The following is a 23,595-nucleotide window of genomic DNA, read 5'->3' as shown; positions in this document are numbered from 1 at the left end:
CTCAAGCAGAGCTCAGGTTAGTTAAATACTTAAAAAGCACGGTTTTCTAATTTAGAAGCCGTGCTTTTTTGTGTTTTATAAACGCTTAATCTAAATTAAATAGTAACCACTATGCGACCGTTAATTTCACCTTTGAGCATATCATCAAAAATCTCGTTAATGTCCTCTAAGCGTTTTTCTTCAATAATCGCTTTTACTTTACCTTGCGCTGCAAATTCCAAGCATTCTTGCAAATCTTTACGTGTACCAACAATAGAGCCCACTACTGACACGCCATTAAGCACAGTATCAAAAATAGGAAGCGGCATATCCTCTGGAGGTAATCCCACTAATACACATTTACCGCCACGGCGTACACTTTTATAAGCTTGTTCAAACCCAGCTTTAGATACCGCAGTACACACAACGCCATGCGCGCCACCTACTTGTTCAAAAATAGCTTCGCTAGGAACAACTTCTTTAAAGTCGAGTGTTATATCTGCGCCAAGCTCTTTAGCAAGCGCGAGCTTTTCTTTACCTGTATCAACAGCTATTACATTAAAACCCATTGCTTTAGCGTACTGTACTGCTAAATGACCAAGCCCGCCTACACCAACAATAGCAACCCACTGCCCTGGTTTAGCACCGGATACCTTTAATGCTTTATAGGTTGTAACACCTGCACAAAATAATGGAGCAGCTTCAGAAAAGCCTAATCCCTCAGGTATTTTTACAACGTAATCACCGTGAGCCAAACAATATTCTGCATAGCTACCATCAATAGAATAACCCGTATTATGCTGCGATAAACACAGTGTTTCTTTGCCATCTAGGCAAAACTCACAGTGCCCACATGCACTATAGAGCCAAGGAATACCCACTCTATCGCCAACTTCTAAGTGCTTAATGTTGCTTCCAACTTTATCAATAACACCAACTCCTTCATGCCCTGGAACTAATGGCATTTTTGGCTTTACCGGCCAATCACCATGACAGGCATGTAAATCGGTGTGGCAAACGCCACAAGCTGCTATTTTTACTAAAACGTCGTTTATTCCAACCTCAGGAATTGGCAGATCTGTTATTTGTAATTTACCTTTGTATTCATTATTAATTGCAGCTTTCATAGTCATTCCATCGTATGTGAAAAAAATTAAAAATAAGGATTTATTTACGTATTGTTGTGTACAACATATCCCAATATAGATGTATAAATATTAATCTAAATCATACTTTAGTCGTTAAAATCAATTTATAAAATGGCTAAGAACTTGCTATCCAAAATGAGCGTGCTAGCATTTACTTTCTGAAATTACTGAAAGTTACTAAGCTATGAGTTTATCCGAAAAGAATTTTGCCTTTGTAATGCATTGTGGTGAGATGGGCAGCCGCTGGGGATTCAATCGTACGATTGGGCAAATGTGTGGTTTGCTGATTATTACTAAAAATCCAATGACAGCCAATGAGATTGCAGATGCGCTTAGTATTTCTCGCGGTAATGTAAGCATGGGTATTAAAGAGTTGCAATCGTGGCAATTAATTAAAGTGCAGCATATTCCTGGCGATCGAAAAGAGTACTACGCCCCTGCTGGCGATATTTGGGATATGGCAAATCGCGTATTTGAAGAACGTAAAAAGCGCGAAATTGAGCCCACCTTAACATTACTACGCGATAACTTATTAGATGAAGCCAGTAACGACGATGAGCTTTATGCACAAAAACAAATGGGGGAAATTCACAACCTACTTGAAACTGTCACTAAATGGTCATCAGAGCTGCAACGTTTAACGCCAGAGCAACTTAATAAGCTGATGAAGCTAGGTTCTGGAATTGGTAAAGTTATTGACTTAAAAGATAAAATATTCAAAAAAGAATAAAGCCGCAATTGCGGCTTTATTTATATGTATATTTTAATAATTAGATTTTTGGATAACCAATTCTATCCGACAAGTAACCTACGCTAGTAGCAAAGTAATACGAGCGATTCCAATGCATAAATACTTTGTAGTTGTCGTACGCTAAATACATACGGCCATTTATATCATCAGGCATAACCAGCGCAGCACGTACGTCCACATTAGGTAAATCAGAGCCATCAGCTTTACGTACACCCAGTGCTTGCCAATCAGCTAATGAGCGCTCAGAATCATTCCAATATTCTAACCACTGCTTGCGCGTTTTTGTACCACGCACCAAAACGTATTTACTATCAAAGTTTTCAGGTAACTGTACTTGGCGACCCCACGTAAGAGAGTCGTTCCAGCCTTCTTGCTTTAAATAGTTAGCAATTGAAGCAAAAGCATCTTCTTTTGTGGTCCAAATATCTTTACGGCCATCATTATTGTAATCAACCGCGTAAGCATTAAAAGAGGTAGGCATAAATTGCGTTTGCCCCATTGCGCCTGCCCATGAGCCTTTAAATTTATCAAGCGTGATATGGCCCGATTTTAAAATGTCGAGTGCAGCCCAAAGTTGGCGTTTATAAAGCGCTTCTCGGCGTCCATCAAAAGCAAGTGTAACAAGTGACGAAATAACATTATGGCCACCTTGAATAGCGCCAAAGTTACTTTCAAGTCCCCACAATGCCACTATAAAGCGTGCTTGTACGCCAAACTCTTTCGCTACTTTTTCAAGTACATCTTTGTTTTCTGAATAAAGCTTGCGTGCGCGGTCTATTTTCCACTGTGGTACGCGTTTTGGTAAATACGTTTCAAGGGTTTCTTTTACTTCTGGCTGGTTTTTATCAGCCGAAACCACTTTTTCTTTATATGTTGCTGTTGCAAAAGCATCATCAATAAGTTTTGCTTCATAGCCTTTTGAGATGGCTTCTTGCTTTAAATTTGCTAAATAATCTTGAAATTCGGCCTGTGTTTTTGCCATCACAGATGAGCTTAAACATACACCACATAATATAACGATAAGTTTTTTAATCACTATCAACTCCATTTTCTTTTCGTAACTGACTTAGCAAATTTTGCTCAGGTGGTGGAATTTGTAAGTAGTAGCCTTTATCAGGGTTTGATAACGCTGCTTTTACAGTCTCTAAATCTGCCCCACCTAAATGCTCACGTTTTGCTAAGTTGATGATCATCACATAAAGAGGTTGACCGAACATAGCCATTAAAGGTTCCGGAACTTTGTCAAAATCATCTCTTTTTTCAACAAATAAGAACGTATCCGCTTTTTTCTTACTTTTATATACTGCTGTGAGCATTATGACCCTATAAATTCTTGCTTAACAATGCCGCACACTATAACATGAGAGTAATAATAAGTTAGAAAAATTAGATTAGAAATTTCAATAAAGGCCCTATTCAGCCTACGTTTATCTAAAATTAATTTCTAATCAGACAATTCAATTGAGCGTGTATGTCGGACCAAATTTTTGAGTTAAAAGGGAATCTTTTTACGTTATCAGTTTTGCATCTTTATAGTACTGATATAAACCTTTTAGCAGAACAACTATATATAAAAATAGCCCAGGCCCCTAAGTTTTTTGAGGGTGCTCCTATTGTTGTTAATTTAATTGAAATTAAAAACAGTTCACTTGATTTTGTACACTTAAAGTCATTAATCGAGCGTATGAGCTTTAACGCTGTTGGTGTATGTAATGGCTCAGATGAGCAACATACACAAGCTAAAGCTGCTGGCTTATCTGTTTTGAATTATTCACAAGACGTTAAGAGCGAACCTGTTAAACAAGAGGCTAATACGTCTATTGTAGAAAAAACAGTGCATTTGCCGGCGCAAATTATTAGCGGTACCGTTCGCTCTGGCCAGCAAGTTTATGCAAAAGACCGCGATTTAATCGTGCTTGGTGCAGTAAGTCACGGCGCTGAAGTTATTGCCGATGGTAATGTACATATATATGGCACGTTACGCGGCCGCGCTATTGCAGGCGCAAAAGGTTTTAAAGAAGCACACATTTTTTGCCAAAAACTTGAAGCCGAACTAGTTTCAATAGATGGTAACTACTGGATCAGTGATTCGCTACAAGGTGAACACTGGGGAAATGCAGTGCAAATACAACAAAAAGACGAATCATTAGAAATTTCAGCTTTGGTTAAAGGATAAATCTCATGGCAAAAGTAATTGTCGTTACCTCTGGTAAAGGCGGTGTTGGCAAAACAACATCAAGTGCTGCAATTGGCACAGGCTTAGCGTTAAAAGGCTATAAAACAGTTATTATCGACTTTGATATTGGTTTACGTAACTTAGATTTAATTATGGGTTGTGAACGCCGTGTTGTTTATGACTTTGTAAACGTAATAAATGGTGAGGCAAAACTTAACCAAGCGCTTATTAAAGATAAACGTGTAGATAAATTATTTTTACTACCCGCTTCACAAACTCGTGATAAAGATGCATTAACCCGTGAAGGTGTTGAGCGCGTATTAAACGAATTAAAAGAAGACTTTGATTACATAGTATGTGATTCACCAGCAGGTATTGAAGCTGGCGCTATGATGGCAATGTACTTTGCTGACGAAGCAATTGTGACAACAAACCCAGAAGTGTCTTCAGTTCGAGATTCTGATCGTATTTTAGGTATTCTACACAGCAAATCAAAACGAGCTGAAGAAGGCCTAGAAAACATTAAAGAACACTTACTATTAACACGCTATAATCCTAGTCGTGTTGAAAAAGGTGAAATGCTATCGGTAGAAGACGTACAAGATATTCTATCAATTCCACTGCTAGGTGTGATCCCTGAATCGCAAGCGGTGTTAAGTGCTTCAAACTCAGGCCAACCTGTTATATTAGATACAGAATCTGATGCAGGCCAAGCTTACTCTGACGCAATTAATCGCCTACTAGGTGAAACTGTCGATTTTCGCTTCTTAGACGTTGAGAAAAAAGGCTTATTTAAACGGATTTTTGGAGGTTAACGTGTCTTTACTTGACTACTTCCGCTCAGAAAAGAAAAACAGTGCGTCATTAGCAAAAGAGCGATTGCAGATCATTGTCGCGCACGAGCGTTCTCAACGAGGAACGCCGGATTACTTACCACAATTAAAACAAGATATTTTAGATGTGATCCGTAAATACGTGAACGTAAGTAGCGATGCAGTTCAGGTTCAGTTCGATCAGAACGAAGACGATTTAGCCGTACTTGAGCTAAACGTTACACTACCTGATGAAGAAAAGAAGTAATCGAAGAAAGGGCGCTTTATTAGCGCCCTCTTTATTTGTGTTTACTTTTTAATAATTACTATGAATATCTACGCTTTAATGCCTGCGCTCAACTAAAACTTTTTAACCATGTAATATGAATCAAAAGACCCTTATCACACAGTTAAAGGTATATATTTAGCGTTAAGTATCCCACTCTTTTAAAGCATCTTTAACGTAGGTATATCGCCAAGAGCTCAGTAAGTCAGGCTTTATATGACTCTGTTTTTGATCAGGCGTTAACTTCCAATTCCAACTAATCAATTGATTGATTTGCTTTTTAGAGGCCATAACGTCTTCTGGTATATTGTGCTCTTTAGCTACTTTAGTGATTTTTTGTTTTATATCTTTCGCTACTTTTTTATAGGTAGGAAAATCAATTAAGCGCTTAAGTACATCTGGATGCTCAGCATCTGGGACTTCTTTAGCAACTTCAATACACTTTATTATATCGACACCAGAGCGATTAACTTCAATAGCTTCAACTCCTGGAATTTGACGTAGAGCGTTTAAACTTGAAGGACCACGTTTGGCAATTTCAGTCATGTTATGTTCTTTTAACACAAAATTAAGTGCCAAATTTTTCTTGATAGCTTTATTTCTTCGCCATACAGCAAGCTCTTTTAACACAGCTAGTTCGTGCGGTTTAAGTTGCCATGCATTTTTAATATCTTTATATAAAAGCTCGTCAGGTGTTTGAAATGCACGTTTTTTGGCAATCAATTCACTTTCGTTTATTACAATGTCAAAGAAGCCAGCGGCATTAATGCGATCGATAATCAGCTCAAAACACGGTAATAAGTAAAAAGTATCAGCAGCCGCGTAGTCTAATTGTTTTTTAGTTAACGGGCGTTGCAGCCAGTTAGTGCGTGACTCACTTTTATCTATTTCAATACCTTGCAGCTCTTTTACCATAAGGGCAAAACCCATACAGTTGCCTTCACCAAGTAATTGTAATGCAAATTGTGTATCAAATAACGGGGCTGGAACAAAGCCTGCGTACTTTTGAAAAACTTCAATATCTTCTGAAGGAGAATGCAGTACTTTTAAAACTGCGGGATCTTTAAGTATTTCCCAAAAATCAAATAGTGAAAGCTCAGCTAATGGATCTATAAGTGCTAAGTGTTCACCATCAAAAACTTGGATAAGTGCAACTTCAGGATACAAAGTACGACGACGCATAAACTCAGTATCGATAGCTAAAATAGGTTTGTTTTTTATTTGTTCAACAAAAGTGTTCAGTTGATTTTGGGTTTCGATCAATTGGTATTGCACTTAATCTCCTACAATAAAAAAGCCGACATATGTCGGCTTTTTTATAGGTTGCTAATCTTTCAAGGCTCTTCGGAGTATCTTACCTACGTTAGTTTTAGGTAACTCATCCCTAAACTCTACCAGTTTGGGGACCTTGTAATTAGTTAAATTTTCACGACAGTGACTTATTATATCTTTTTCAGTTAAAGAAGGGTCTTTTTTCACAACAAAAACTTTAACTTGTTCACCACTTACATCATGAGGAATACCAATAGCGGCTACTTCTAGTACACCTTCGTGCATAGCCACTACTTCTTCAATCTCATTAGGAAAAACATTAAAGCCAGATACAATGATCATGTCTTTTTTACGATCTACAATAAAGAAGAAACCTTCATCATCATAAGTCGCAATATCACCTGTAGCAAACCAGCCGTCTTTTAAACATTCAGCGGTTGCATCTGGTCGTTTGTAATAACCAACCATTACTTGCGGGCCTTTAACCCAAAGCTCACCTGGCTCGCCTTTTGCGGCTTCTTCACCATTATCAAGCATTAACTTAATATCGGTATTAGGCGCAGGTAAACCAATAGAGCCATTGTATGCTTTTAAATCAAAAGGACTAATAGTAACTAAAGGAGCACATTCAGTAAGTCCGTAGCCTTCCATTAGTTTTGAACCAGTCACTTTTTGCCATTTTTCGGCAACAGGACGTTGAACCGCCATACCACCGCCTAACGACATTTTTAAGTGGCTAAAATCTAGATCAGCAAAACCTGGAGTATTTAATAAACCATTAAATAGTGTGTTTACGCCAGTAATAGCGGTGAAGTTATGTTGGCCAAGCTCTTTAACAAACCCAGGCATATCACGTGGATTAGTAATAAGTACGTTTAAGCCACCGTATTTCATAAACGTTAAGCAATTAGCTGTTAAAGCAAAGATATGATAAAGCGGTAAAGCAGTAATAACGACTTCTGTACCACGATTTAACACTTTATCTAAACAACCTGAAACTTGCTCAAGGTTACCGACCATATTACCGTGGCTAAGCATTGCACCTTTAGATACACCTGTTGTGCCACCGGTGTACTGTAAAAAAGCAAGATCAGACAAGCTCATTTCAGGACGCGTGTATTTAGCTTCATCCGCAGCTAAAACGTCTGAAAATTTAATTGTGTTAGGCAAGTTAAACTTTGGCACCATTTTTTTAATGTGCTTCACAACAAAGTTAACTATATGCTTTTTAAGCCCGCCGACCATATCGCCTACTTGCGTTACTACAATGTGTTTAACATCGGTATGAGCAAGTGACTTTTCGAGCGTGTCAGCAAAGTTTGCTAGAATGAAAATAGCGGTAGTATCTGAGTCTTTTAACTGATGCTCTAATTCGCGCACAGTATAAAGTGGGTTAACATTTACAACCACACAACCTGCACGCAAAACACCTAAAATTGTGACTGGTGTTTGTAGTAAGTTCGGCATCATTACGGCAACTTTGTCACCTTTTTTAAGACCCAAATCATTTTGAATATAGGAAGCAACTTTTTTGGTTGCGGTGTCAATTTCGTCATACGATAACGTTTTACCCATATTAGTAAATGCAGGTAGATCTTTGTAATCAGAAAAACTTTTTTCGAACACTTCGAGTAACGAGTTGTAATGCTCAGGATCGATTGTTTCAGGCATACCCTCTGGGTAGCGCTTAAGCCAGATTTTTTCCACTCTTAGCCCCTGTTTATAATTATATTTTTATTAACCTTAATCTAAGTAAGGCGCTTTAACAATTGAGCAAATACTCTAATGCAGGAATAATCCCACATTTTACGTAAACTTACAATTAACATGCACCATTTTGCAGCATAAAGTCTTGAATATGCTCAAAACATAACTCACTACTTTGCATATGGCAATGATGCCCACCCTCTACTTCAATTACCTTCAAGTTATTGTAATAACTAATATACTTTGCCAAATTTTGTTTTACAAACGAATAACCTTCGTTACCTAAAATTAATTGACATGGTGCAGCTAAATCTTTTATTGCACCAATACATTGCGCTTCATCAAACCTAAAACCTGAGTGATTTTTAAGCTTTGGATCTGTTGTTAACGTAAAACCATCTAGAACCTGTTTTATATTTCGCTGCATTAAGAGCGTAATAAGCTCACTATTTAAATCGGTTGTTTGAGCACGTGCTTCATAAATAAGTTCTTTCGATTTATAAATTCTCGACTTTTTATTTTTTAAACGCGCTCTATTTAATACCGCACTTTTTAGCTGTTCGCATACACCTTCACTTGGCGTTGTAACACAACCAATACCCTCAATAAAGGTAACAGACTTAACATAATCTCCAAAACAACTAGCAAAAAGTCCTGCAACCATAGCCCCCATAGAATGACCCACTAAATGTACTTTTTTAACACCAAGCGCATTTATAAGTTGGTACACATCATCAATATAATCAATAAAATAATAGTGTGCGTCATCACTTCGCCAACTCGATAAACCGTGCCCAACAAAGTCAATGCAGTACCAAGTGTGCTTTGGGTTAACGTTGTTTAACATTGGCATAAAGCTATGGCAGTTGTCTAACCACCCATGTAGCGCTATTACTATTTCGTTCCCTGAACCTACTTTTAAGCCATGAATATTTAAATTATTGGTTTCAATATTAAACGGCTGCATGGTAAGTCCTTTATTAATTTAGAGCATCATTATTTATAGCATACAAGTTGTCAGACCACTAACTTAGGAAATGGTGCGAAATTCACGCTTTAATTATCTTCCTGGTATCAAATATAGCACTGAGTAGAAAACCAAACTCAATATTTTCAATAACTTAAAAATGGAGTAATAAGCAAAGTTTTTTTAACATATTAATTTTGAGTACCTTTTAAACAAATAAAAGGTGAGAGCACCATATATAGATAGCTTATAACTAGTATAATTTAAATAAATAGAACTAACAGCGTTAACTACAATTCTATGTATATAAAATCAAAGTATAAATTATAAATATCTCAGATATTCATTTATTTATCATCCTATCTGTATACAATATCAGCGGCTATTAAATAAGGTACACTCATAAGGTACAACCATGAAAAAACAGATCAGCTTATTGGCACTTTTATGCACCGCTTCTGGTGCTTACGCAGAATCAGCACCTAAAAATGTAATTTATATGATTGGTGACGGCATGGGTCCGGCTTACACCACGGCTTATCGCTATTTTAAAGATGACCCTGCAACAAAAGAAGTAGAAGGCACGGTTTTTGACACTATTTTAAAAGGCATGGCTCATACCTACCCTGACGACCATACTTATGTAACAGACAGTGCAGCGGGTGCTACAGCGCTTAGTAGCGGTCATAAAAGTTATAATGGCGCGGTTGGTGTAGATACAGACAAAAAACCAGTTAAAACTATGCTTGAAATAGCAAAAGAGCGTGGTATGACAACAGCGCTTGTTGTAACGTCACAAATAAACCATGCAACACCTGCTAGCTTTACAGCTCACAATGAATCTCGTTACAACTACGATGATATTGCCAACGATTATATTGATAATAAGATTGCTGGTAAATTACCCGTTGATTTAATGCTAGGTGGCGGTACTAAATATTTTATTCGAGATGACCGTAATTTAGTTGAAGAATTTAAAGCGGCAGGTTATCAATACGGTGACGATATTAATAATCTGGGCCAAATTACACAAATACCTGCCATAGGTTTGTATGCAAGCAAAGGCCTGCCATTTGCACTTGATATAAACCCAACTCGCCTGACTCAGTTAACATCTAAAGCACTTGGTTTACTAGATAACCAAAACGAAGAAGGCTTTTTTGTAATGATTGAGGGCAGCCAAATTGATTGGTGTGGTCACTCTAACGATATAGCCTGTGCGATGGCTGAAATGGACGACTTTGCTAAATCAATCGAAAAAGCAAAAGCATACGTTGATAAAAATAAAGACACTATACTTGTGGTTACAGCCGATCACTCAACGGGCGGCTTAACTATTGGTTCGCACGGCCAATTTAAATGGGAAACAGACGTAATTAAAGGTGTTAAGGCAACGGCTAGTAAGTTAACAGACAAACTTATGGAGTCTAAAGACTTAAAACCAGTATGGACTGCTAACACCAATATTGAATTTACAACTGAAAACCAAATCAAACTTGAGCAAGCTAAAAAAATGGGCGAAAAAGCGCTTAATTTAGCTGTTAAAAGTATTATTAGTGATGCGAGCTTTACTGGCTGGACAACCGGTGGACACACCGCTGTAGACGTTCAAGTATTTGCTTATGGCAAAGGCAGTGATCAATTTATTGGTTCACAAAATAATACTGATATTGCAGATAAGCTAATCGGCTTTATTGAACAGTAATCTTTGCTTCGTTTTGAACACAAAAAGCCCGAACATATGTTCGGGCTTTTTATTAAATTTTATCACTGTATTTATCTAATACCAACCTGCTTATATACGGGGTCTATTTAACGTTAAGAAAATTACACTAGAACTAGGCAAAAATTTTTGTATCTAGTTGTTCTAAATGAAAAATTTTTAACGACGTTATAGTGCAATTTAATCCGTTAAATTGATCAAAGATTTATGTAGGTTGGTATAAAACGTTTGAATGAGCTTTAAGCGTATATATCAACGCCTATTAAATTTTGTACTTCTGCCCTGCGTTCTAAATTAGCAAATTCAGTATAAGTAGAAATCGCTTTGCTTACTAGAGCAGTCGGTTGGTCGTAAATTGTTTGGCTGTATTCATTGCTTTTAGCACTGCTTTTAAACAGTTGATTAGCCAGTTCGACGCCCTCAACACTGCTTTTTACATAATCGGTATTCGTTTTTTGAGCAGCCGGCTGGTCTAATAAACCCTGTGGTTTATTAGTAACAACTTTGGTAGAGCTAACCCTACCAGGAATATCTCCGGTAAAAAAACCTGAACCAATAGGCAGCGTCATTACGCGTCTCCAACCTTAATAATGCATAAAATTATGATTTAAAAACAACCAATTTGCAAATAATACTTGAATTCAAGATATGATTACTCACGACCTGGTAGCTTTTTCCACGTTACAGTATCGCGCACATATTTAGGTTGAGCGTCACTCGCTTTTACAACATCACCCGCTAAAAACGCGGCTTCAACATGCGCTAACATATAACGCGCATCAGGCAATGTAATATCAGTATTAATTGTCACGTTTTCAAAGTCATTAAGCGCATCAGGATAGGTTTTAAAGCCCGTGCCCACCGCTACAGATGGCTCTGTAGTCGCTATATAATCATTATTAAGTAAATCAGGTTTTATAACGCATTCTTGGTTAACTAAAAGCATTAGATTATTTTGCGCTTGGTAATGTGCAAAGTATATCTCACCCATACGCGCATCTATACTTGGGTAAACACTCAGGCTGCCGTTTTGTTCAAACGCTTGTTGCGCCATAATAGCCAAAGTAGACACACCTACAAGCGGCAAGTTAGTTGAATACGCTAAACCTTGTGCTATTGCTACACTAATACGCACACCAGTAAAACTGCCCGGGCCTTGGCCAAAACCAATGACATCTAAGTCTTTTAATTTACAGTTTGCTTTAGTTAATAGCTCATCCACAAGTGGCAATATTTTTTGACTGTGCTGCTGCGGACATTCTTCAAAATGATGAAATGTTTGGCCCTGAAAATGTAAAACAATTGAAAGTGCTTCTGTTGAAGCATCAAGGGCAAGAATATTACTTTTGATCATTTTATTACTCTAATTAATTTGTTTTAAAAATGTATTGGCATCTTCTAAGCTTCGCGTGCGGCGCATCGGCGGTAAGCTTTTTAAAAATACTTGGCCATATTGTCGTGTAACTAAGCGATTATCACATATTACAAGTACGCCTTTGTCTTTACTATCTCGAATTAAACGCCCAACACCTTGTTTAAGTGCAATAACAGCTTGTGGTAATTGTATGTGTGAAAAAGGGTCTTTACCCTGCATTTGGCAATCTTGCATTTTAGCTTGTAGTAATGGATCGTCAGGGGCTGCAAATGGCAATTTGTCTATAATAACACAGCTTAACGTACTGCCGCGTACATCAACGCCTTCCCAAAAAGAAGCCGTGCCGAGTAATACAGCATTACCATGGCGGGTAAATTTCTCTAAAATAATACGCTTAGACATTTGCCCTTGCATATAAACTGGGTAGTCTATTTGCGTGGTGAGTCCTTCGGCAACTAAGTGCATCATTCGATAGCTCGTAAATAACACAAAACAACGCCCTTGTGCTGATTTTATAAGCTCAAGTGTTAATTTTACTATTGCGTGGGGCATATTATCCGCGTGCGATTCGGGTAAGTAACGCGGTAAACACAGCAGCGCCTGATTAGGGTAATCAAATGGGCTATCTACCATCATGCTTTGCTTTGGTTTTAAACCAAGGCTTGCATTAAAATGCTCGAGTTTGTTGTCGACCGAAAGTGTTGCTGATGTAAATACAAAGCCTGCGCCCGTGTCTTGCATCATTTGAGCAAATTTAGCTGATACATTTAGTGGGGTTATATTGATTGTTAAATAACGGCGCGTTGTTTCATACCAGTAACTAAAGCCGGTTTGAGCCGTATCAAAAACACGTTCTAACTGCCCTTTAAATGCCAAGGCACGCTCAAACGGATGCTCTATTTTATCGCTTCTATCTAGGCAAAGTTTAAGTACTTGATAAACAAAGTCTAAATCACTGATGACGCGATGAAGCGCCGCACATATTTGCTTGTCGCTGAGCTTTTCTCGCCAATCGCCTCTACTGCCATCAACACCAAACTGTAATCGTAAATCAGCAACGCTTGTTTCAAGCTTATTTAAGCTTTTACCTAGCTGCAGCATATCGGGAATTTCGGCTCTATATATAGCACGTAAATCATTAATTAAATCCACCAGCTTTTTAGTGCTAATGCTCTCACCAAAATAATCACTGGCAATTTCACTTAACTGATGGGCTTCATCAAATATATACGCATCGGCTTTTGGCATAAGTTCAGCAAAGCCACTTTCTTTTACGGCCATGTCGGCAAAAAACAAATGGTGGTTAATAACAACCACATCAGCATCGGCCGCAGTTAAACGTGCTTTACGTATATAGCAGCTTTGAAAGTCTGGGCATTCTTTGCCTAAACAATTATCGGCTGTTGAGTTTACATAAGGCAGCACTTTGGCATCATCTTCTATACCAATACAATCGGCTAAATCGCCTGACTGCGTTTCACTGGCAAACTTAGCCACCATGGCTAGTTGGTGCATTACATCAGAGTCGTCAGTAGGTACATGCGCAACATGCTGGTTTAGTCGGTAGGTGCATAAGTAATTGGCACGCCCTTTTAATAAGGCGGTTTTTTTAGAAGCACTAAGCGCTTTTACTAATTGAGGTAAATCGCGGTGGTATAACTGCTCTTGTAAGGCTTTAGAGCCAGTCGATATTATCGTTCGGCCTTTTGATTTGAGTGCAGGCGCTAAATAGGCAAATGTTTTACCAGTACCCGTGCCTGCTTCAACAACTAATTGCGAACTGTTTTTTAATGCATCAGCAACGGCTACAGCCATATCAATTTGTGGTTGGCGAGGCGTATATCCATCTAACGATGACGCCAAAGGTCCGGTTGCACTAAACAGCTGTTTGATAATACCAATCACTTTAAAATAAATAATAGCGGGATTTTACGTAAGCAAAGCATTTAGGGCAAGTAATTACAAAACGCACTTTTATTTTATGGGTTAACGTGCGTTTTATTATTCGAGCTTAGGGAGTGATTCATTATTCGATTTTACAATACACTCTGTATTTATAACGTACATTTAATTTATTGATGACAATATTTACAAAGCCTAATTTGTTATTAACTCTTACTAAAAATAATCCTTATTAAAAGCGATATAAAGGTATAAATACTGTGACTCTCAAATATTACAGGAGTACCATACGCGGGTTTATAATCCTCCTTTTTGTGTGTCGTTTAAAAAATAGTTAAGGTTAATCAATGAATGCTTGGTACCTCATTTGCTTTCTCTCTGCAATTGCAATATTTATAGCCTTTGCAAACCAGTACATCCTCAAAATGCAAACTACTATTGCCATTACAACGGGCTCTGTGGTTATTTCTTTATTGCTGATCATTGCAGTTAAATTATTAGGCGATCAAAATGCATTAGCAATGACCCAAATTGTTTCCAGTATTAACTTTAACGAGTTATTACTTAAAGGCATGTTGGGGTTTTTACTCTACGCGGGTGCGCTCGAAATAAACCTACTTGCCCTACGTAAGCAGCGATGGGAAATTACTGCTCTGGTATTATTTTCAACCATTGCTTCCACATTTATAGTGGGCTATTTAAGCTTTTATTTATTCCCCGTTTTTGGTTTTGATGTTCCTTTTATTTATTGTTTATTGTTTGGCGCGCTTATTAGTCCAACCGACCCTATTGCTGTACTTGCTATTATTAAACAAATGAGAGCACCAGAAGGTATTTCAGTTCAAGTAGAAGGTGAGTCGCTATTTAACGATGGTATCGGTTTAGTTATATTTACCACTATATTCTCAGTTGCTTTTTATGGTACCGATGCACAATTTGGCGACATAGCAGAGCTATTCTTTGTTGATGCCATAGGGGGTATTGCATTTGGTTTAGTCATTGCATTAGTTGGCCACTTTTTAATTATTAATAGCCGCGATGTAAACATTCGCTTATTAATTACCTTAACGATTCCTACCGCAGGTTTTGCTGCTGCAAATATTTGGGAAATATCTGGCGCACTTGCTATGGTAACGAGCGGCATATTAATGGGTAATATCACCCGCACTAAAGCAACTGAGCGCACAGGCCCTGAAGACACACGCTACGTAAAAGACTTTTGGCATGCAACCGACAGCTTTTTAAATGCCCTACTGTTTTTAATAATAGGTATGTTGATAGTTACTATGCCAATCACTATTGGCGAAATAGGTTTAGGCTTATTAATGGTACCTGCGGTATTACTTGCACGCTTTATAAGTGTAGGCGCACCATTTGTAATTTTTAAACGCTTTAGGACTTACGATAAACACAGTGTTAAAATTTTAACCTGGGGTGGACTACGTGGTGGCCTTGCACTGGCAATGGCCGCAGCTATACCACGCGAGCAAGTTTTTGTAGGCGGTTCAGACCTACATAACTTAATCGTTATTGTTACTTACGTTGTGGTTATATTTTCTATTATTGTACAAGGCTTAACTATTTCGCCGCTTATTCAAAGCAGCATTAAGTCAGCTGAGCAAGCCAAGTAATAAATACTTTGTCTGCAACACATTCAGTAACCAAGTTATTATAAAAATCACTTGGTTACTGTTACTCTCGTGTTACAAAAACACTTTAAAGTTATATAAATTGTTATCCTTTTTATTTATCTGCTTTGTTTAAATTAATCTGCTTGAAATGCAAATGAAAACAATTATAATTTTGGCTTTTCCTCTGCAGGGCTTTTCAATGTCCATAAATAATTCTCACATGTTTATTAACTTTGTGTCTGTAAGCAAGCGTCAGCTTAATTTCATTTTTGCACTTTTGATCATGATGACGGCAAGCTTTAGCGTTTCTGCCTCACCCGATCAACAAATAAAAATAAAGCAAATTGCACAGCTTGCAGAGTACGTAGGTGTTGATTACGTAGCAGCTGTTGGGAATGGTGAAATACTCGACCCCGACGAATATCAAGAAATGACTGAATTTGCGCACGTTATTATTGAGCAAGCTGGACAGCTATCAAGCCAAACAAATGAGTTCGACACAGTAAAGGTACAAGCTAAAGCCTTGCATTCAGCGATTGCCAATAAAGCAAGCGTTGCCGATGTACGCGCAGCAAGCTCTGCGCTTCGTGAATCACTTCTTGTCTTTATGCCGCAGCTATCGTTACCTACGTCACTACTACCTGTTGAGCAAACCAAAGCGCTTTTTGCTGCTAACTGTTCAATGTGTCACGGCCCAAGTGGTCAAGGCGACGGCCCGCTTGCAAAAAACTTATCACCAGAGCCTACCAACTTTACCGATGAAGAACGCGCAACTAACCGCTCATTAATGGGTTTGTTTGACGCTGTAAGTAACGGTATTAACGACACGCCAATGGTTGCGTTTACTCAATTTAACGAACAACAACGTTGGTCTTTAGCTTTTTATGTTGGTAGCTTGGCATTTAAAGACGTTAAAAAACCGCAAAATGTAGATCAAAATGTTACCGCTTCGCAAATTGTAAACCTAAACCCTGCACAATTATCGGCAGGTCAAAGTGAAGCGCAAGCACACTACGTTAAATGGTTACGTGGTAATCCAGAGCAATTATTTACCGGTAAAAAAAATCCGATAACGGTTACTCGAACGCAGTTACTTGCAGCGCAAGCCGCGCATGCTAAAGGTAATTACTCTCAAGCGAGTGACTTAGCAATTAGCGCATACTTAGATGGCTTTGAACTTGTTGAAAATAACTTAAATGCTTACGACGAAGCTTTGCGTAAAAACATCGAAGTACAACTGATGAACCTGCGTCAAACCTTCAAAAACGAGAAAGATACTGCCATCGTTGGCGATAAAGTAAGTGCGGCGCTAGCTCAACTCGCGAAAGCAGATAGCATGCTAAACGAAACCAAACTAACTGATGGTGCACTCCTCTCAGCAAGTTTAGTTATATTGCTACGCGAAGGCTTAGAAGCACTCCTCGTTATTATTGCCCTTATGACCGTACTTATTAAAACTAAACGTCAAGATGCGCTTAAATATGTACATGTTGGCTGGATAACCGCACTTATTGCAGGTGGCTTAACATGGGCTGCTGCGCAAACATTAATAGAAATAAGTGGTGCAAGTCGCGAAGTTATGGAAGGTGCAGGTGCATTATTTGCCGCTGTTATTTTACTGTATGTTGGCGTATGGATGCACAGTAAAACCAGTGCGCAACAATGGCAAAAATACATAAAAGACAATATAGATAAGCGTCTTGAGTCGGGTACATTATGGGGGTTAGCAGGGCTTTCTTTTATTGCCGTATACCGTGAAGTATTCGAAACCGTACTATTTTACCAGTCATTATTAACACAAAGCTCGCCGGCTCAATATTCATCTATTGCATCGGGTTTTGCCATCGGTGTAGCAATACTGGCTATTATTACGTGGGTATTAATTAAATACTCAATTAAATTACCGGTTGCTAAGTTTTTTGCAATTACCACTTACCTATTATTTGCACTCTCATTTGTGCTTATGGGCAAAGCCGTTATTGCACTACAAGAGGCCGATATAATAGGTATTGCGTCACTACCAATGAGCTTTGATATTGCATGGCTTGGTATAAAATCGACATGGCAAGGTATTGCGGCTCAAGTTTGTGTATTCGCTATATTTAGCTTTTATATATTCAAAAGTAAAAGCCAGAAGTAATTAGTTCAACAAAAAAGGGAAGCCTAGTAAATAGGCTTCCCTTTTTGAATTCTAGCAATCTACAAATAACTTTAAACTATTAACTGTAACCTATGCCCATGTATCTAAATGGGGATTTTCGTCCCCATCTAAGTTAGACTTTTTTTTATTATTTTGATCATCAAGCATATTGAGATTTTTCTTTTTTTGTAACTCACGCCTTTTTTTATTCTCTAGTTCAACTTTTTCAGCCGCAGCGCCACTTTGCACACCCGCAATATGAAAAGCACTTTTTGTCTCAACTTCTAGCCTAGTTATTCTTCCTAAATAAGGAATCATAATATCCATACATACTTCCTTATTTTAACTGTTTGATTGTCAAAATGCTTAATTTGAATAATAAACAAACAATTATTCGCTAAAATTGCGCTTATTACCTTAATATTATCGACAGTTATAACATATGCTTTAATTAAGCTAAAAAAAACTTGCCATAATATAGCTGTTTATGTTTTTATGAATGCGAAATTTATTTAAACAGATAACAACTGCACGTTAACAAAACAACGGGCAGTTACATAGGATAAAAAATGCGCTTAAACCTGACAACAGTACATCATCACCACCATTCACCGGAATAACCTGTCAGGTCTTTCGCTGAGAGGTTATTCCTAAAAGGAACCTCTGGCGATTCAAATAACATTGATTCATTTTCGCCCTGAGGTTCCCCTCGGGGTTTTTAGTTTTTAAATTAAAGGAAAATGAATAATGAACAACAGTAATCGTCTACGTATCGCCATCCAAAAAGGTGGCCGCCTATCTAAAGATTGTCAAGATCTGCTAAAACAGTTAGGTGTTAAACTTAACCTTCGTGAACAACGCTTAATTGCACACTCAACTAATATGCCAATTGACGTACTACGTGTGCGCGATGACGATATTCCGGGTTTAGTAATGGACGGTGTATGTGACTTAGGCATAGTTGGCGAAAACGTACTAGTAGAAGTTCAAGCAGAACGTGAACGACAAGGTGTTCCAAGTGAAGTAACTAAACTTTCAAAACTAGACTTTGGTTACTGTCGTCTTGCACTTGCATGGCCACAAGAGCTTGGCGCTCGCGATAAGAGCTGGTTTGAAGGCAAACGTATTGCGACTACCTACCCAGAAATCTTAACTCAGTGGTTAAAGCGCGAAGGCATTAACGCAAGTACAGTAATGCTTACGGGTTCTGTTGAAGTAGCACCGCGTGCGGGTTTATCTGATGCAATTTGTGATTTAGTATCTACTGGCGCAACACTTGAAGCTAACGGCTTAATTCAAGGCGAAACAATTTTAGAATCAAACGCGTGTTTAATTCAAAATAAAGATCTTCAAGATGCTGACAAACTAGCACTAATCAATAAGCTTATGCCGCGCCTACGTGGTGTTAGACAAGCTAAAGAAAGCAAATACATCATGCTACACGCACCAAAAAACAAACTTGATGAAATTTGTGAAATTTTACCAGGTTCTGGTCAACCTACTCTACTTGCCCTTGCGGGTAACGATGAATACGTAGCACTTCACATGGTAAGCAGCGAAACATTATTTTGGGAAACAATGGAGCAGTTAAAAGCCCTAGGCGCTAACTCTATTTTAGTTATGCCAATTGAAAAAATGATGGAGTAAGTGCCATGCTTCGTTGGAATGAGGAATCTTCACAAGTACAAGCAGCGGCGCTAATGCGCCCTGCAGTTTCTGCCAGTGCCAAGGTTGAAGCTATATGCAAAACTATTTTAGCTAACGTAAAAGAGCAAGGCGATAAAGCCTTACTTAGCATGGCTAAAGAGTTTGATAATAGATCTAACCCTCGCTTATGTGTTCCGCTTGATGAAATTAACGCATCAGAGCAAGCACTAAGTGCAGAGCTTAAATACGCAATTGATACTGCTTATGCAAACGTTAAACGTTTTCACGAAGCGCAATTGCCAAAAGATATTAAATTATCGACCCAACCAGGCGTTGTATGTGAACTGAAATATCAAGCCATCGAAGCAGTCGGTATTTATGTACCCGGTGGCAGTGCTCCACTGCCATCGTCGGTTATTATGCAGGGTGTATTGGCGCAATTAAGCGGCGCAAAAACCGTTGTACTTGCTACACCAGTACAAGGTGATAAAGCCATTAACCCTGCTATTTTATATGCAGCTAAGTTGTGCGGTATCACTACGTTAATAGAAAGTGGTGGCGCAGGCGCCATTGCAGCAATGGCGTATGGCACCGAATCGGTTCCTAAAGTGAACAAAATATTTGGCCCTGGTAATAGCTTTGTAACAATGGCTAAACAGCTTGTTGCGCAAACTATACCGGGTATGGCAATTGATATGCCAGCAGGTCCGTCTGAAGTATTAGTTATTGCAGATGAACGTGCGAACCCAGAATTTATAGCCGCCGATTTACTCTCTCAAGCAGAGCACGGCGCAGACTCGCAAGTTATTTTATTATGTAACAGCGAAAATATTATAGAACAAACTCAACAGGCGCTTACACGCCAGTTAGCTAACTTAAGCCGCAAAGACACAGCCGAAAAAGCACTGGCTAACTCTTCACTTATTTTAGTTGACTCAATTGAGCAAGCATTTGATGTATCGGCGCAATACGGGCCAGAGCACTTAATTTTACAACTAGGCGATGCAACACCATACCTAGATAAGATTAAAAATGCAGGCTCAGTATTTGTAGGTGACTACACGCCAGAATCTGCAGGCGATTACGCATCAGGTACTAACCACGTGTTACCAACATATGGTTACAGTGCAACATATTCTAGCTTAAACTTACTTGATTTTTTTCGTACATACACAGTGCAAACAATTACCAAAAGTGGTTTAACGCAGCTTTCGAAAGCTATTTTACCACTTGCAGATGCAGAAGGCCTTGATGCCCACGCTAATGCGGTTTCAATTCGTTTAGAGGCAATTAAAAATGAGCAATGAGAGCGCACAAGCGTCTAGCTTATTACCTAAGAATATTGCAGCCCTTGCTGCATACAGCTCTGCAAAAAGTGAAAAGCTAACCGGTACTACGTGGCTAAATGCTAACGAAAGCCCTTATGCTAAAAACCTTGAACTGAGTATTGAAGATTTAAATCGCTATCCTGATCCACAACCGCAACTGGTTATTGACCGTTACGCCGCTTATACAGAGCTTGAAAGCGGAAATGTATTAATGACGCGCGGCGCAGATGAAGGCATTGAGCTTTTAGTGCGCACATACTGTGAGCCAGCTAAAGATAGTATTGCGCTATTTTTACCAACCTACGGTATGTACAAAGTTACCGCCGATACACACAACGTTGGTATTAACGCGCTTACCCAAGAATTATTATTAAGTGGCAGTGCTGACGAAATAGTCGCAGCTGTTGGCAGCTCAAAACTAGTATTTATTTGTAACCCAAATAATCCAACGGGCAGCCTAACACCACTTGATAAAGTAAAAGCGATTGCTACAGCACTTGCGGGTAAAGCACTAGTAATTGTTGATGAAGCCTATATAGAGTTTTGCCCAGAGCAAAGCGCGACTAAGCTTATTAATGAGTTTAGTAATGTAGTGGTTCTGCGTACGTTATCTAAAGCCTTTGCGCTAGCAGGACTTAGAACCGGCTTTACCCTTGCACAAGCAAGTGTACTTACGCCAATTCGTAAAGTCATCGCGCCGTATCCGGTATCGGGCGTAGTAGCAAGTATTGCAGCGCAAGCAATTGCACCCGATGCAATTACATCAATGCGCCGCCAGGTCACTATTTTAAATAGCTTAAAAGCTAAATTAGTAGATTGGCTAAACGCCTCCCCTGCTGCATTAAAAATTCTCACTGGTGAAGGTAACTTTGTTACTTTAAAATTAGCCGATAAAAACTACTTTAAAATTGCACTTGAGCAAGGTTTGGTTATGCGCGCTTTTACGCTATACGGTGAAGACGACTGGCTACGAATTTCAATTGGCAGTGAACAAGAACTTGAACAAGTAAAAATTTGGTTAGATGGCCTACAAACGCCAGCTACCGCAGCATCTTTAGCAGGAAACGAAGTATCATGAGTAACCCCTATTTATTTATCGACCGCGACGGCACTATCATTGAAGAGCCAATTACCGACAAACAGGTAGATAGCCTTGAAAAGCTAGCATTTTTACCTGGCGTTATTCCTGCGTTATTACAATTACAAGCCGCAGGTTACCGTTTAGTGATGGTTTCAAACCAAGATGGTTTAGGCACAGACAGCTTCCCTACTGCTGACTTTGATATTGCACAAGACAAAATGATGGACATAATGCAAAGCCAAGGTATTAACTTTGAGACAGTATTAATTTGCCCTCACTTTAACGAGCAAAACTGCGATTGCCGTAAACCTAAAACAGGCTTACTTACCGAGCTTATGCGCTCAGGCAAAGTAGATTTAGCACGCTCTTTTGTTATTGGCGACCGCGAAACTGATATTGGCCTTGCTCAAAACTTATGTTGTGAAGGTATTTTATACGACGGCGATTGGAGTGCAATAGTAACTAAATTGACCACTGCAAACCGCGAAGGTCGTGTTACACGCAACACTAAAGAAACCCAAATTGATGTAGCCATAAACTTAGATCAAACTAAAAATGGCAGCATAGACACCGGCCTTGGCTTTTTTGATCACATGCTTGATCAAATTCGCACGCACGCAAACATTGGTTTAAACATTAAAGCCAAAGGCGATTTACACATAGACGAGCACCACCTTGTTGAAGACATTGGTATTGCCTTAGGTGTCGCACTTAAACAAGCCCTCGGTACTAAATCGCAAATTGCGCGCTATGGTTTTGCTCTTCCTATGGATGAATGTAAAGCCGAAGCACAAATTGATTTATCGGGTCGTGCATCATTTGTATTAAACGCTAACTTTAGCCGCGAAAAAGCCGGCGATTTAGATGTACAAATGGTTGAGCACTTTTTCAAGAGCTTAAGTGATAACGCCGCTATTAGCCTTATTTTATCGGTAAGCGACGGTAACTGTCATCACCAAGTAGAAGGTTTATTTAAAGCATTTTCACGCGCCCTTCGTATGGCAGTAGCACAAGACACAACCCAACAAACAGCCAGCTCTAAGGGATGTTTATGATTGCCATAATTAATACCGGTTGTGCCAATATTAATTCAGTACGCTTTGCGTTTGAACGCTTAGGGCAAACGCCAACAGTAATTACATCACCCGAGCAATTAGCCGGATATGAGCGCGCAATATTGCCAGGTGTAGGCCATGCATCGGTTGCTATGAAACGCCTAGTCGATAACGGCTGGCAACAAGCTATAAACGAATACCAGCGCCCGCTTATGGGTATTTGTTTAGGCATGCAGTTACTGTGCGAAAGCACCGAAGAAGGTAACGTACAGTGCCTAGGTAAAATACCAGGGCAAGTAAAAGCGCTTGATGTAGGCAATTTAACGTCGCCGCATATGGGTTGGAATAACTTAAGCGTTAACAAAGAACATGCATTAACTAAAGGGCTAACGCTTGATGAGCAAGTGTATTTTGTTCACAGCTTTGCGCACACCATAAACGACGCAACACTTGTAAGCGGCGAATACGGTCAAACCTTTTCAGCCATTGTTGCTAAAGACAATTACGCGGGCATGCAATTTCACCCAGAGCGCAGCGCAAAAGTTGGCGCACGTTTATTACAAAATTTTGTTGATTGGCAGTTATAAGCTGCCTATTAACTAACAAAAAAGAGAT

At 38.9% G+C, this 23,595-nt stretch carries 22 protein-coding genes; 12 read left to right on the top strand and 10 right to left on the bottom strand.

Features of this window, described 5'->3' with window-relative positions; genetic code table 11:
* Nucleotides 1-95 precede the first annotated feature (95 nt).
* Complete coding sequence (gene adhP, locus I6F48_RS05205) at nucleotides 96-1,106, bottom strand: alcohol dehydrogenase AdhP (RefSeq protein ID WP_007583268.1); 1,011 nt, start codon at nucleotides 1,104-1,106, stop codon at nucleotides 96-98.
* A 205-nt stretch (nucleotides 1,107-1,311) separates the two neighbouring features.
* Between adhP and I6F48_RS05200 the strand changes: the two genes are divergently transcribed.
* Nucleotides 1,312-1,857 carry a GbsR/MarR family transcriptional regulator gene (locus tag I6F48_RS05200; RefSeq protein WP_010552940.1) on the top strand — a complete coding sequence of 182 codons (546 nt, stop codon included), beginning with the start codon at nucleotides 1,312-1,314 and terminating at the stop codon, nucleotides 1,855-1,857.
* A 40-nt stretch (nucleotides 1,858-1,897) separates the two neighbouring features.
* Here the strand turns inward: I6F48_RS05200 and I6F48_RS05195 are convergent, their stop codons facing one another.
* Both I6F48_RS05195 and I6F48_RS05190 read right to left on the bottom strand, forming a co-directional pair.
* Entirely contained in the window at nucleotides 1,898-2,914 is a 1,017-nt protein-coding gene (locus I6F48_RS05195; RefSeq protein WP_197118976.1) for a lytic murein transglycosylase, read from the bottom strand.
* Nucleotides 2,907-3,194 (bottom strand): YcgL domain-containing protein, encoded by a 288-nt coding sequence (locus I6F48_RS05190; RefSeq protein WP_024591056.1) that lies wholly within the window; start codon nucleotides 3,192-3,194, stop codon nucleotides 2,907-2,909. The genes I6F48_RS05195 and I6F48_RS05190 overlap by 8 nt, the downstream gene beginning before the upstream one ends.
* 155 nt (nucleotides 3,195-3,349) lie before the next feature.
* On the opposite strand from I6F48_RS05190, the gene minC reads away from it, so the two are divergent.
* From minC to minE, 3 genes are read left to right on the top strand one after another with little or no spacing between them, the layout of a single operon-like run.
* Nucleotides 3,350-4,054: a septum site-determining protein MinC gene (minC, locus tag I6F48_RS05185; RefSeq protein WP_007583271.1), complete on the top strand. Its 705-nt coding sequence runs from the start codon at nucleotides 3,350-3,352 to the stop codon at nucleotides 4,052-4,054.
* 5 nt (nucleotides 4,055-4,059) lie between these two features.
* Complete coding sequence (gene minD, locus I6F48_RS05180; RefSeq protein ID WP_165727982.1) at nucleotides 4,060-4,869, top strand: septum site-determining protein MinD; 810 nt, start codon at nucleotides 4,060-4,062, stop codon at nucleotides 4,867-4,869.
* Between the two features lies 1 nt (nucleotide 4,870).
* Nucleotides 4,871-5,134: a cell division topological specificity factor MinE gene (gene minE, locus I6F48_RS05175; RefSeq protein WP_007377619.1), complete on the top strand. Its 264-nt coding sequence runs from the start codon at nucleotides 4,871-4,873 to the stop codon at nucleotides 5,132-5,134.
* Nucleotides 5,135-5,296: 162 nt separating this feature from the next.
* Here the strand turns inward: minE and rnd are convergent, their stop codons facing one another.
* The 3 genes from rnd to I6F48_RS05160 form a co-directional block, all read right to left on the bottom strand.
* A complete protein-coding gene (gene rnd / locus I6F48_RS05170) occupies nucleotides 5,297-6,427 on the bottom strand; it encodes a ribonuclease D (protein ID WP_197118975.1) in 1,131 nt (376 codons plus the stop codon).
* 51 nt (nucleotides 6,428-6,478) lie between these two features.
* A complete protein-coding gene (fadD, locus tag I6F48_RS05165) occupies nucleotides 6,479-8,131 on the bottom strand; it encodes a long-chain-fatty-acid--CoA ligase FadD (protein WP_165741958.1) in 1,653 nt (550 codons plus the stop codon).
* A gap of 115 nt (nucleotides 8,132-8,246) precedes the next feature.
* Nucleotides 8,247-9,098: an alpha/beta hydrolase gene (locus I6F48_RS05160; RefSeq protein WP_197118974.1), complete on the bottom strand. Its 852-nt coding sequence runs from the start codon at nucleotides 9,096-9,098 to the stop codon at nucleotides 8,247-8,249.
* 415 nt (nucleotides 9,099-9,513) lie between these two features.
* On the opposite strand from I6F48_RS05160, the gene I6F48_RS05155 reads away from it, so the two are divergent.
* On the top strand, nucleotides 9,514-10,803 hold the full coding sequence (locus I6F48_RS05155; RefSeq protein WP_197118973.1) for an alkaline phosphatase: 1,290 nt from the start codon (nucleotides 9,514-9,516) through the stop codon (nucleotides 10,801-10,803).
* A gap of 257 nt (nucleotides 10,804-11,060) precedes the next feature.
* On the opposite strand, the gene I6F48_RS05150 is transcribed toward I6F48_RS05155, so the two are convergent.
* From I6F48_RS05150 to I6F48_RS05140, 3 genes are all read right to left on the bottom strand, one after another.
* The gene (locus tag I6F48_RS05150) at nucleotides 11,061-11,390 is read right to left on the bottom strand and encodes a hypothetical protein (protein WP_197118972.1); all 330 of its coding nucleotides are present in this window, start codon (nucleotides 11,388-11,390) and stop codon (nucleotides 11,061-11,063) included.
* A gap of 83 nt (nucleotides 11,391-11,473) precedes the next feature.
* Nucleotides 11,474-12,175 (bottom strand): tRNA (adenosine(37)-N6)-threonylcarbamoyltransferase complex dimerization subunit type 1 TsaB, encoded by a 702-nt coding sequence (gene tsaB, locus I6F48_RS05145; RefSeq protein WP_166420524.1) that lies wholly within the window; start codon nucleotides 12,173-12,175, stop codon nucleotides 11,474-11,476.
* A gap of 9 nt (nucleotides 12,176-12,184) precedes the next feature.
* Nucleotides 12,185-14,101, bottom strand: a complete 1,917-nt coding sequence (locus I6F48_RS05140) for an ATP-dependent DNA helicase (RefSeq protein ID WP_197118971.1) — start codon at nucleotides 14,099-14,101, stop codon at nucleotides 12,185-12,187.
* A gap of 344 nt (nucleotides 14,102-14,445) precedes the next feature.
* On the opposite strand from I6F48_RS05140, the gene I6F48_RS05135 reads away from it, so the two are divergent.
* Both I6F48_RS05135 and I6F48_RS05130 read left to right on the top strand, forming a co-directional pair.
* Nucleotides 14,446-15,729, top strand: a complete 1,284-nt coding sequence (locus tag I6F48_RS05135) for a cation:proton antiporter (RefSeq protein WP_197118970.1) — start codon at nucleotides 14,446-14,448, stop codon at nucleotides 15,727-15,729.
* A gap of 283 nt (nucleotides 15,730-16,012) precedes the next feature.
* Nucleotides 16,013-17,869 carry a cytochrome c/FTR1 family iron permease gene (locus tag I6F48_RS05130; protein ID WP_165728070.1) on the top strand — a complete coding sequence of 619 codons (1,857 nt, stop codon included), beginning with the start codon at nucleotides 16,013-16,015 and terminating at the stop codon, nucleotides 17,867-17,869.
* A gap of 90 nt (nucleotides 17,870-17,959) precedes the next feature.
* Here the strand turns inward: I6F48_RS05130 and I6F48_RS05125 are convergent, their stop codons facing one another.
* Nucleotides 17,960-18,196: a hypothetical protein gene (locus I6F48_RS05125; RefSeq protein ID WP_197118969.1), complete on the bottom strand. Its 237-nt coding sequence runs from the start codon at nucleotides 18,194-18,196 to the stop codon at nucleotides 17,960-17,962.
* A gap of 420 nt (nucleotides 18,197-18,616) precedes the next feature.
* Here I6F48_RS05125 and hisG point away from each other — a divergent pair, with 420 nt between their 5' ends.
* Genes hisG through hisH form a run of 5 tightly spaced genes read left to right on the top strand, consistent with a single transcriptional unit; the run spans nucleotide 18,617 to nucleotide 23,567 of the window.
* Nucleotides 18,617-19,516 (top strand): ATP phosphoribosyltransferase, encoded by a 900-nt coding sequence (gene hisG / locus I6F48_RS05120; protein ID WP_007580644.1) that lies wholly within the window; start codon nucleotides 18,617-18,619, stop codon nucleotides 19,514-19,516.
* Between the two features lie 5 nt (nucleotides 19,517-19,521).
* On the top strand, nucleotides 19,522-20,823 hold the full coding sequence (hisD, locus tag I6F48_RS05115) for a histidinol dehydrogenase (protein ID WP_197118968.1): 1,302 nt from the start codon (nucleotides 19,522-19,524) through the stop codon (nucleotides 20,821-20,823).
* Nucleotides 20,813-21,922 (top strand): histidinol-phosphate transaminase, encoded by a 1,110-nt coding sequence (gene hisC / locus I6F48_RS05110; RefSeq protein ID WP_197118967.1) that lies wholly within the window; start codon nucleotides 20,813-20,815, stop codon nucleotides 21,920-21,922. Before hisD ends, hisC begins: the two co-directional genes overlap by 11 nt.
* On the top strand, nucleotides 21,919-22,980 hold the full coding sequence (gene hisB, locus I6F48_RS05105) for a bifunctional histidinol-phosphatase/imidazoleglycerol-phosphate dehydratase HisB (RefSeq protein WP_197118966.1): 1,062 nt from the start codon (nucleotides 21,919-21,921) through the stop codon (nucleotides 22,978-22,980). The genes hisC and hisB overlap by 4 nt, the downstream gene beginning before the upstream one ends.
* Entirely contained in the window at nucleotides 22,977-23,567 is a 591-nt protein-coding gene (hisH, locus tag I6F48_RS05100) for an imidazole glycerol phosphate synthase subunit HisH (RefSeq protein ID WP_197118965.1), read from the top strand. The genes hisB and hisH overlap by 4 nt, the downstream gene beginning before the upstream one ends.
* Nucleotides 23,568-23,595 lie beyond the last annotated feature (28 nt).

It is taken from the genome of Pseudoalteromonas sp. SWYJ118 (assembly GCF_015864505.1).
Lineage (GTDB): Bacteria > Pseudomonadota > Gammaproteobacteria > Enterobacterales > Alteromonadaceae > Pseudoalteromonas > Pseudoalteromonas arctica.
The sequence above is the reverse complement of the archived record's forward strand: the minus strand, read 5'-3'. Positions and strand labels throughout refer to the sequence as shown.

Bases quoted from the DNA above. Each gene is read 5' to 3' on its own strand.
- hisC (WP_197118967.1), top strand. From the start codon at position 20,813: ATGAGCAATGAGAGCGCACAAGCGTCTAGCTTATTACCTAAGAATATT.
- I6F48_RS05125 (WP_197118969.1), bottom strand. From the start codon at position 18,196: ATGGATATTATGATTCCTTATTTAGGAAGAATAACTAGGCTAGAAGTT.
- I6F48_RS05160 (WP_197118974.1), bottom strand. From the start codon at position 9,098: ATGCAGCCGTTTAATATTGAAACCAATAATTTAAATATTCATGGCTTA.
- hisB (WP_197118966.1), top strand. From the start codon at position 21,919: ATGAGTAACCCCTATTTATTTATCGACCGCGACGGCACTATCATTGAA.
- adhP (WP_007583268.1), bottom strand. From the start codon at position 1,106: ATGAAAGCTGCAATTAATAATGAATACAAAGGTAAATTACAAATAACA.
- I6F48_RS05150 (WP_197118972.1), bottom strand. From the start codon at position 11,390: ATGACGCTGCCTATTGGTTCAGGTTTTTTTACCGGAGATATTCCTGGT.
- I6F48_RS05190 (WP_024591056.1), bottom strand. From the start codon at position 3,194: ATGCTCACAGCAGTATATAAAAGTAAGAAAAAAGCGGATACGTTCTTA.
- minC (WP_007583271.1), top strand. From the start codon at position 3,350: ATGTCGGACCAAATTTTTGAGTTAAAAGGGAATCTTTTTACGTTATCA.
- I6F48_RS05135 (WP_197118970.1), top strand. From the start codon at position 14,446: ATGAATGCTTGGTACCTCATTTGCTTTCTCTCTGCAATTGCAATATTT.
- hisG (WP_007580644.1), top strand. From the start codon at position 18,617: ATGAACAACAGTAATCGTCTACGTATCGCCATCCAAAAAGGTGGCCGC.
- minD (WP_165727982.1), top strand. From the start codon at position 4,060: ATGGCAAAAGTAATTGTCGTTACCTCTGGTAAAGGCGGTGTTGGCAAA.
- I6F48_RS05200 (WP_010552940.1), top strand. From the start codon at position 1,312: ATGAGTTTATCCGAAAAGAATTTTGCCTTTGTAATGCATTGTGGTGAG.
- tsaB (WP_166420524.1), bottom strand. From the start codon at position 12,175: ATGATCAAAAGTAATATTCTTGCCCTTGATGCTTCAACAGAAGCACTT.
- hisH (WP_197118965.1), top strand. From the start codon at position 22,977: ATGATTGCCATAATTAATACCGGTTGTGCCAATATTAATTCAGTACGC.
- I6F48_RS05130 (WP_165728070.1), top strand. From the start codon at position 16,013: ATGATGACGGCAAGCTTTAGCGTTTCTGCCTCACCCGATCAACAAATA.
- I6F48_RS05155 (WP_197118973.1), top strand. From the start codon at position 9,514: ATGAAAAAACAGATCAGCTTATTGGCACTTTTATGCACCGCTTCTGGT.
- hisD (WP_197118968.1), top strand. From the start codon at position 19,522: ATGCTTCGTTGGAATGAGGAATCTTCACAAGTACAAGCAGCGGCGCTA.